We start from the raw sequence: 8,052 nt of genomic DNA, 5'->3' as shown, positions 1-8,052 counted from the left end.
TCCTCCACACCTACAACCACCACCGCAGCCACACCGCACTCGACGGACACCCACCCATCAGCCGCGTTAACAACCCTGCGGGTCAATACACCTAGCCGTGTCCGGATGGTCCCGCCCGGCCCGAGACGCCCGGTACGCGGGGGCGGTTCAGTCCGACCCCGCGGGCCGGTGCGCACCGCGACGGGCGGCGTCCCTCAATTCGCTGAGCTTCGCGGATGTCTCCGGGGTCCACTCCTTCTTCTGTCCGGCGAGACGGAGGGCGGCCTCGATCTCGCTGAGCTTCGCGGAGGACAGGACGCCCGCCCGCTCGATCAGGTCTTCCCGGGACACCGTGGTCAGCCATGTGCACGGGGTGGAGCCCGGATGCGGGAAGCCGAACCGCAGCACGCCTTCAAAGGGCAGCCCGTCCGCGGAATCCACAGCCACCTCGATGCCCAGGCCGCTGATGTCGACACCTGCCGGAGCGACGATCTGCATCACCCGGATCCCGGACCCGCCGTCTTCCGGCAGCAGTACGACCGGCCGCCGCTCGTCGAACTCGACCCACCAGACTTCGCCACGTTGCACATGTCCTCCCGACATGGAAAACCAGACGGCCCTACCCGTGGGTATTCCGGCGACGGCCACGGAAGGCTCGAAAGACCTCTCGACCGGCGTTCCCGACGGGCCGAAAGGCCGCCCGGAACGCCTGGCCGATCGGAACGCATACGTGATTCCAGACCGGGACGAACAGAGCCCGCCAAAGCCACGACAGCGGGCGCACGAACAGAAAGCCGAACACCTTGGCCGACACACCACCCGCGATCCACAGCGCCCCGATCAGAGCGAACGCGACCGGTGCCAGTACCCATCGGCACAGCCATACGCCGGGGTTGATCAAGAGGTGCCGAATCAGCAACACGAACGGTGGTCGTCGCAGCCGTTCCACGACCCAGGCCATCCCGTTGCCGATCGGAACCAGGACGTAGCGGGCGAAGAACTGGAGGACCGGGCGGAGGAACCAGTCCCACAGCAGGACCTTCAAGCCCTGGAGAACCGGGCGCAGAAGCCAGGTCCAAAACAGGATCCGGATCCCCTTGCAGATCAGCTCGACCAGTTCCCACAGCACCCGCAACGGGACCATGACGATCACCGCGACGACGAGGGCCGGCCAGCGGATCACCGCGTACAGCCAGCCCTCATCCGGCCCTGCCCGGCGCTCGGTTGCGTTCACCCGTCCAGATTAATGTCCCGGCCGAGGCAGACCGGCCGTGACATCTCCACCGGGTTGTGGTCACCGTGTACCGAGGTCCAAGCCCGGTACTCATGCCACTCCGCCGCGATCACGGCTCCACGCGCGCCGCCGCGCAACGCGGCCCTCCGCACCGGGACTGCTCCGCCCAGGACGTCGATCGTCAGCGGGAGGTACGCGCAGGCCATTCATGCCTGCGAAGCCGCTCCCGATCGACGTCGCTGGGTACAGTAATACCTTCCGACCCGACTTCCGGGACCCGCTGGTTCAGCTGTCGCCGAATCGAGCGGCAGACCCGTGACGGCCCGGAGGCCGAGCAGTACGCGAGGGCGCCTTTCAGCGGTGAGGCGCCTGGCCGATCTCTGATCTGAAAGGACATGAGATGCGCTTCGGGGTCTTCATGGCACCGTTTCACACTGCTAGGGGACAGAATCCCGTAACTGCTTTCGCACGGGACGTGGCCACCCTTCAGCAGCTCGACGAGCTCGGCTATGACGAAGCCTGGATCGGCGAACACCATTCCGGCGGCTCGGAGCTGATCGCCAGCCCGGAGATCTTCATCGCGCATGTCGCGGCCCGGACCAAACACATCAAGCTGGGGACCGGCGTGCTCTCGCTGCCGTATCACAACCCACTGTGGGTGGCGGACCGCGCGATCCTGCTCGATCACCTCACCCGGGGCCGATTCATGCTCGGTCTCGGCCCCGGGTCCCTTCCGACTGACGCGGCGATGATCGGCATCGACCCGGTCTCACAGCGGTCCGCGCTGGAAGAGGACACCGATGTTCTGATCCAGTTGCTCACCGGGGACGAGCCCGTCACCAAGAAGACCGCCCGCTACCACCTCGTCGAAGCCAGATGTCAGTTACGCCCGTACACCACACCCTGCTTCGAAGTCGGCGTCGCGGCGATCGCCTCGCCGTCCGGCCCGCGGATCGCGGGCAAGCACGGGCTGGCGCTGCTGTCCATCGGCGCGACCATGACCGGTGACCTGGACCTGCTCGCCGCGCACTGGAGCGTGATGGAAGAACGCGCCCGTCAGTTCGGCACCGTCGCCGAACGTGCCGCATGGCGACTGGTCGGGCCGATGCACATCGCCGAAACGAAAGAACAGGCGTACGCGGACGTCGCGTACGGACTCGATGACTGGTGCCGCTATCTCCAGTACGAAGCCGCGGTGCCGCACTTCGAGCCCGGCGGCTCGACGCTGAAGGAACGCATCGACTGGATCAACGAGTCCGGTATCGGCGTCATCGGCACACCGGACGACGCGATCCGCCATATCCGCCAGTTGCAGGAGCAGTCCCACGGTTTCGGCTGCTACCTCATGATGGCGCACGAATGGGCGAGGACAGACGCCGTCCGTCGGCATTTCGAACTGTTCGCGGAGCAGGTCGCCCCCCACTTCCAAGGCAGTCTCGAACGCCTCGACGCCGCCCGAGTCCTCGCGGTCAGGCGCAGGGAGGCACTGTACAGCCGCATGGGCGACGCGCTGGAGGAGGCGAAGGCCCGACATGCCGCCGAGCGGGCGGCCAGGGCTGATGGTCCACCGCGACCCGGCCCGGACCCCGCGGACCGCACCCTCGGAAACACCTGAGTCCTGACAGCCCCCGAGAACAGAACTCCGACCCGATCCGGCGTAACGCTCCCGCCTGGGAGGGATCCGCGACGACCGCATCGTCCGATTCGCCGAGGCGACCCGACGGTCGAGCGCCGTGAACCTCGGAATGACCGACTTCGGACGGTCGCCGCTCGAGCCGACCACGTCGCACTGCCTGCTCACCGTGCGAGTTCCTCTGATGCCCGTTCGGCGGCTGTCACGAGCTGATCGGCCAGATTCTTGAGGGCCGGCCGCAGTTCGTCGGGGCGATGGATGGTGAAGGGCCATTCGAGCGAGGCGAGCAGGCGTGCCATGCCGTCGAGGCGCTCGGCCCTGGCCTGCATCAAGACCCCGGCAGGCTGGGCGATGAGCGTGACAGCGGTGTTCGGCAGCCTCCGGGCGATCTCGTCGACAGGACCGTGAATCGTCACGTCGACCTGCCAGCGGTAAGGCCCCTGGGCGAGGCTCGAGGTCAGATGGGCGACGGGATCGAAGCCGTCGGGGATGGTGAAGGTCTTCGCGCGGGAGGTGACGCGGGCGATGCGGTCGATGCGGAAGACCCGCAGGTCGTCGCGGAGGTGGTCGTGGCCGACGACGTACCAGCGACCGGTGTGGAAGACCACGCCGTAGGGATCGAGGTCGCGCTCGGTCTGGTCCTGTCGCCAGGACTGGTATCTGATCCCGACGGTCGTCCTGGCACGCGAGGCCTGGGCCAGACCCAGCAGCACATCGCTCCCGGGCGCCTGCGAGATCACCGCGTTCGCAGTGAAGGACAGGGTCTCCCGCATGGCGGCGAGCGGCTCTCGCAGAGTGTCCGGAAGCACCCTCTCGATCTTGGCCCGGGCGCCCGCCCCGGCCAGCGCCGTCGTACCCATTCCGAGGCGTTCCGCCGCGAGGAGTCCGAGAACAACGGCGAGGGCCTCGTCGTTGGTCAGCACCAGGGGTGGCATCCGGTAGCCGCGGGCCAGCCGGTAGCCACCGTAGCGACCGCGCTCGGCCTGCACGGGGATGCCCAGGTCGCGCAGGTGGGTGATGTAACGGCGGACGGTACGGACGTCGGTGTCCAGCCGACTGGCCAGCTCGGCCCCGGTGAGCCCGGCGTTGGACTGGAGCAGTTCCAGCAGGGTCAGCACACGGGTGAGGGGATGCGACATGGATCACTCGACATTTCAGGGCTGATTCTGTCCTGTATCGATTCTACGCTCCCCGCAGAACCTCAATCCAGGGAGATCACATGGCTACCTTCGTACTCGTTCCCGGCGCCTGGCTCGGGGCTTGGGCCTGGGAAGACACCGCCCGCGCTCTGCGAGAGCGGGGCCACACGGCGCTGCCGCTGACGCTGACCGGCCTGGCCGAGCGGGCGGAGGAAGGCGGGCCCCAGACGGACCTGGACACGCACATCGCGGACATCACCGAGTTCATCGAGAAGAACGATCTGCGCGAAGTCACCCTGGTCGCCCACAGCTACGCGGCCGCCCCTGTCACCGGCGCGGCCGGACGCCTCGGCGATCGGCTGGAGCGCGTGGTCTACCTGGACAGCGCCCCGTTCGCCGCGGGCATGCGCATGCTCGACCTCATGCCGCCGGAGGCGGCGGACCAACTGGGCCGACAGGTCACGGCCCACGGCGACGGCTGGCGGCTGGCGATGCCGCCCTTCGAGGTCCTGGGTCTGTCCAGCAGCCTCGACGGGCTCGACGAGGGCCGGCGGGACGTTCTGAACGCGCGCGCCACTCCTCAGCCGTTCGGCACCTACACCCAGCGCCTCGCCGACCACACCGCGCCCGGCCCGGGTGTGGACCGTGTCCTGATCGCCTGCCGTGACTTCACGGGCCTGCTGGATGCCGGGGTACCGATGCTGGCCTACCTCGACCACGCGCCGTGGCGGCGCTTCGACCTGGCCACCGGACACTGGCCGATGCTGTCGACACCCACCGGTCTCGCCGACACTCTTCACACGGCCGTTTCCTGACCGGGCCGGGTCGGACGATGGATGACAACGCGCGATCGCCGAGGTGCCCGCAAGCCCTGGCCGTCGGAGGGCGGAAAGCTCCCGCCGCGGCGATCGTCCGGCGCGTCTTCGCCGTCCGGGCCCAGGACGCCACGGCCGCCGCCATCCGCGCGGCACACGAGAAGGAGCGGAGCGTCCTCGGCAGCCGGTACACGCGCGGCGCCCACTGCCGGCCGCCACCCTCGGACGTCTCCGGGCCCGTGGCAACGGCTCCGGTCGTACAGCGATGAGGCCGCGGCCGGTCCGGACCGTGCCCGGGGCCGGCCGCGAGCAGATCGGCCTCGGCGCCGCGCTCGGCGTACTGGTCACCGAGCGCGTGGGGGCTCCCGGCCCCGACGCGTCGCCGCGCGAGCGGCGGGAGGCTGCGCGCCGGAACTCGCCGCGCATGTCGCGCCGTCGGGCCCGGCCCGGACGCCGGGTGGCTCAGCGCCTCCCCGGAGGCGTCGGCCCGGGCGGCGCAGACCCGCCGGTGCTTCTCGGGAGCTGCCCTGGACCGGCGCGGCCCGTCCTGCCGGGCGGCGCATGGCATTCTGGCCCAGTGCTCCTGAACGATCTCTCCAGCAGTGTCGACCTCCGCCCGGTGCGCTATCAGTTCGGCACGGTCCGGGGCGACTCGTACGACGACAACTGGCTGGTCATCGACGGCACGGTCATGACGCCTGATGGAAGCTGGTCCTTCACCGATCCCTGTCTGCTCACCCATGAGGCCCGGCAAGTGTCCACATGGCTTCGCGCGGTGGCCGCAGGGACGGTGGCCGTCACCGAACCTGATGGCGAGGGTGAGCTGTCACCGGACACGCGGTTCATCGAGCCTGTGGTGGCTTTCAGTCTCGCCGATCGAAGCGAGGGCGGGACTGCGGTGATTCGCGTTCATCTGTCCTCGGAGGCGGCACCCCCGTGGCAGCAAGGTGACGACGGGGCTGATGTCCACCAGTGCGTCGTGGAGGTCGGGATAGACGCCGCGGCACTGTTTCACGCGGCTGACCAGTGGGATCTCTCTCTGGCTTCCTTCCCGCCCCGCTGATCACCGTTCATGTGCGACGGCCCGACTCACCTTGCCGCAAGATTCGTTTCGCCCGGGGCGGCCACCTGGCGTCAGCTGTTGACTGGTCTGGCCAGGAGCAGCTCCCGGACCGCCGGTAAGACGAGCCACCCGTGTCCCGTCGGCATGCGATGGTGAGGTGCTGCGGTCTGCCCTGGTATGTGGAAAATGGCTGGCGATGTGCCGAGTTGGATGATCACGATGGGCTCATGGAACAGAAACTCTCCCGACGCCGCGTCATGCTGTCCGCAGGGGCCGCGGGTGCCGTCGCGCTCGTACCGAACACGGCCAACGCCCTTCCGTCTACCTCCGGTTCCTCACCCCTGAGGCCGACCGCTCCGGGGCGGCGGTCCGCCGCGCTCGTCATCCACAACGCCCGTGTGTTCACCGGGGTGCGCGGAGAGAGGGTGCGGGAGGCGGTCGCGGTCGGGCGGGACGGGCGGGTGCTGGCCACCGGGTCGGACGGTGCGATACGCCGGTACGCCGGGCGTGACACCGAGGTGGTCGACGCGCGGCGCGGCACGGTGATGAGCGGGATCGTGGACGGGCACGCCCACCCGGTCGCCGCCGGGGCAGCGACGCTCAACCCGAGCCTGGGATACCGCGAGCTGACCGTACCCGAGTTGCAGGAGCTGCTACGGGGGTTCATCGCCGACCCCGCGCACGGGACCGAGCCGGACGGCTGGCTGGTCGTCGGCGACTGGAACCCGGTGGGCCTGCTGCCTGCCGGGACCGTGGCGCACCACCGGATCCTCGACGCGCTGCCGACCCGGCGGCCCCTCGTGCTCATCGGTACCGACGGGCACAACTCCTGGGTCAACCGGCGGGCGCTCGAACTCGCCGGGATCACCGCCGCCACGCCGGATCCCCCGGGCGGGCAGATCGAGCGGGACGCGGACGGCGCGGCGACCGGGCTGCTCAAGGAGGAGGCGCAGGGGCTGGTCCACCGGCTGCTGCCGGACCACCCCCTCGACAGGGTCGTCGAGGCGACGGCGCGGGCTCTGGAGGAGGCCGCCGCGCAGGGCGTCACCGGCTTCATGGACGCCTCCGCGGACGAATGGCACCTCGACGTCTACGCCGAACTCGCCCGCACCGGACGGCTGCCGCAGCGCGTGGCGGCGGCCCTGCGGCTCGACGCCCACGAGATCCGCGAACCCGGTGAAGGGCTGCGATGGCTACGGGAGACACAGCGCCGCTACGCGAATGTGCCCGGGCTCGATCTGCGAACCGCGAAGGTGTTCGTGGACGGGGTGATGGAGTACCCGGCCCGCACCGCAGCCCTCCTGGACCCCTACCTCGACGGCAACGGAAACCCCACGGACAACCGGGGACAGCTCCAGCTCGACCCGGCCGACTTCGCGCGGCTCGCGGTCGTGCTCGACGGCGCGGGCTGGCAGATCCACTCCCACGCGATCGGCGACCGGGCCGTCCGCGTCGCGCTCGACGGCTACGAGACCGCCCACCGCGCGAACGGCCGGCGCGGCAACCGCCACACCATCACCCACCTCCAGCTGGTCCACCCCGCCGACGTCCGGCGCTTCGCCCGACTCGGCGTGGTGGCTTCGATGCAGCTCCAGTGGGCGATGCGGGACACCTGGACCGTGGACGCCCTCCTGCCCTACATCGGCCCCGAACGGCACCGTCGGCTGTACCCGGCCCAGAGCCTTCAGCGGCACGGCGCGCTGCTGGCGGGCGGCTCCGACTGGCCAATCGACCCACTCGGCGTCTGGAACCAGATCCGCACCGCCGTCGACCGCGAAGGGGCCGACTCCGACGGACCGCTCCACCCCGAACGCGAAGGCATCAGCCGAACATCGGCACTGCGGATGCACACCTCCGGCACGGCACACCAGCTCCGGGCCGACCGTCGCACCGGAACCCTCACCCCCGGCCGAGCCGCCGACCTCGTACTTCTCGACCGCGACGTCACCCGCGTACCCGTCCCCGAGATCAGCGGTACCGAGGTCCGGCTCACCCTGGTGAACGGAGTACCGGTCTACGAGGCAGGCACAGCGGCCGGCAAAGCCGCACGGGCCCGCACGGCGGCGCCAACGGCACGGCGCCCCGGCGGCACGGCTCCGGCCGGCTTGTCGACGTCGTCGCCGGAGAAGAGGAACGAACCCAGGGTCTTGCGCACCTCGACCAGATCGAGATCGGGCGCCGAGGAGCGC

General features: G+C 69.8%; 6 protein-coding genes and 1 pseudogene. 4 read left to right on the top strand and 3 right to left on the bottom strand.

Features of this window, described 5'->3' with window-relative positions; translation table 11 throughout:
• Positions 1–147 precede the first annotated feature (147 nt).
• Positions 148–567, bottom strand: a complete 420-nt coding sequence (locus AB0G74_RS33875; protein ID WP_361154447.1) for a type II toxin-antitoxin system PemK/MazF family toxin — start codon at positions 565–567, stop codon at positions 148–150.
• A gap of 31 nt (positions 568–598) precedes the next feature.
• Entirely contained in the window at positions 599–1,213 is a 615-nt protein-coding gene (locus tag AB0G74_RS33870; protein WP_361154444.1) for a hypothetical protein, read from the bottom strand.
• Between the two features lie 400 nt (positions 1,214–1,613).
• On the opposite strand from AB0G74_RS33870, the gene AB0G74_RS33865 reads away from it, so the two are divergent.
• The gene (locus AB0G74_RS33865; protein WP_361154442.1) at positions 1,614–2,828 is read left to right on the top strand and encodes an LLM class flavin-dependent oxidoreductase; all 1,215 of its coding nucleotides are present in this window, start codon (positions 1,614–1,616) and stop codon (positions 2,826–2,828) included.
• A 182-nt stretch (positions 2,829–3,010) separates the two neighbouring features.
• On the opposite strand, the gene AB0G74_RS33860 is transcribed toward AB0G74_RS33865, so the two are convergent.
• Complete coding sequence (locus AB0G74_RS33860; RefSeq protein ID WP_361154440.1) at positions 3,011–3,985, bottom strand: YafY family protein; 975 nt, start codon at positions 3,983–3,985, stop codon at positions 3,011–3,013.
• Positions 3,986–4,065: 80 nt separating this feature from the next.
• On the opposite strand from AB0G74_RS33860, the gene AB0G74_RS33855 reads away from it, so the two are divergent.
• The 3 genes and pseudogenes from AB0G74_RS33855 to AB0G74_RS33845 form a co-directional block, all read left to right on the top strand.
• Positions 4,066–4,800: an alpha/beta hydrolase gene (locus tag AB0G74_RS33855; protein ID WP_361154437.1), complete on the top strand. Its 735-nt coding sequence runs from the start codon at positions 4,066–4,068 to the stop codon at positions 4,798–4,800.
• A gap of 577 nt (positions 4,801–5,377) precedes the next feature.
• Positions 5,378–5,863 carry a hypothetical protein gene (locus AB0G74_RS33850; protein WP_361154434.1) on the top strand — a complete coding sequence of 162 codons (486 nt, stop codon included), beginning with the start codon at positions 5,378–5,380 and terminating at the stop codon, positions 5,861–5,863.
• A 149-nt stretch (positions 5,864–6,012) separates the two neighbouring features.
• Positions 6,013–7,869 (top strand): annotated as a pseudogene (locus tag AB0G74_RS33845) (amidohydrolase); the annotation flags it as partial.
• Positions 7,870–8,052: the final 183 nt, after the last annotated feature.

This window comes from Streptomyces sp. NPDC020875 (assembly GCF_040641415.1).
In the GTDB taxonomy this organism is placed as follows: domain Bacteria; phylum Actinomycetota; class Actinomycetes; order Streptomycetales; family Streptomycetaceae; genus Streptomyces.
The sequence above is the reverse complement of the archived record's forward strand: the minus strand, read 5'-3'. Positions and strand labels throughout refer to the sequence as shown.

What these genes read in the sequence shown, in the direction of transcription:
- AB0G74_RS33865 (WP_361154442.1), top strand. Translation starts at nt 1,614, where the DNA reads ATGCGCTTCGGGGTCTTCATGGCACCGTTTCACACTGCTAGGGGACAG.
- AB0G74_RS33855 (WP_361154437.1), top strand. Translation starts at nt 4,066, where the DNA reads ATGGCTACCTTCGTACTCGTTCCCGGCGCCTGGCTCGGGGCTTGGGCC.
- AB0G74_RS33860 (WP_361154440.1), bottom strand. Translation starts at nt 3,985, where the DNA reads ATGTCGCATCCCCTCACCCGTGTGCTGACCCTGCTGGAACTGCTCCAG.